The following is an 823-nucleotide window of genomic DNA, read 5'->3' as shown; positions in this document are numbered from 1 at the left end:
ATTCAGTGAAGGATACCATCCCATTACAGATGGTGGGTTACCCCATTCGGAGATCCCCGGATCAAAGCGTGCTTACCGCTCCCCGAGGCTTATCGCAGTTCGCTGCGTCCTTCTTCGGCTCCTAGCGCCAAGGCATCCACCGTGTGCCCTTAGTAACTTAACCACGACGCACAGGATGTGCTAGTGCATGCGTTGTCTCATGGATGAGACGAACTTAGCAGGCCATCCTTGCATTTCCGTAATTACTAAAAGTACTTACAGTTAATATCTTAGCAATTTCATGCAGTATCCAGTTTTCAAGGAGCATATTTATTCTTTTGGTGGAGCTGAACGGGATCGAACCGATGACCTCCTGCTTGCAAGGCAGGCGCTCTCCCAACTGAGCTACAGCCCCATCACTATATAAGCGAGGGTTATACTCCCTCAAAACCGGAAAGAAAATAATCTGTGATTGGTACTCCATAGAAAGGAGGTGATCCATCCGCACCTTCCGGTACGGATACCTTGTTACGACTTCACCCCAGTCATCTACCCCACCTTCGGCGGCTGGCTCCTTGCGGTTACCTCACCGACTTCGGGTGTTGCAAACTCCCGTGGTGTGACGGGCGGTGTGTACAAGGCCCGGGAACGTATTCACCGCGGCATGCTGATCCGCGATTACTAGCGATTCCGACTTCATGTAGGCGAGTTGCAGCCTACAATCCGAACTGCGATTGGTTTTAAGAGATTGTCGTCATCTCGCGAGATAGCATCCCGTTCTACCAACCATTGTAGCACGTGTGCAGCCCAGGTCATAAGGGGCATGATGATTTGACGTCATCCC

Annotated in this window: 1 tRNA gene and 2 rRNA genes; all 3 read right to left on the bottom strand. The window is 51.3% G+C overall.

Annotated elements, in window-relative coordinates:
* A 23S ribosomal RNA gene (locus C7R92_RS31660) occupies positions 1-163 on the bottom strand; the annotation flags it as partial.
* A gap of 155 nt (positions 164-318) precedes the next feature.
* Positions 319-394 (bottom strand) — tRNA-Ala (locus C7R92_RS31655).
* A 71-nt stretch (positions 395-465) separates the two neighbouring features.
* A 16S ribosomal RNA gene (locus tag C7R92_RS31650) occupies positions 466-823 on the bottom strand; the annotation flags it as partial.

Source organism: Brevibacillus porteri (assembly GCF_003013475.1).
GTDB lineage: Bacteria > Bacillota > Bacilli > Brevibacillales > Brevibacillaceae > Brevibacillus > Brevibacillus porteri.
The sequence above is the reverse complement of the archived record's forward strand: the minus strand, read 5'-3'. Positions and strand labels throughout refer to the sequence as shown.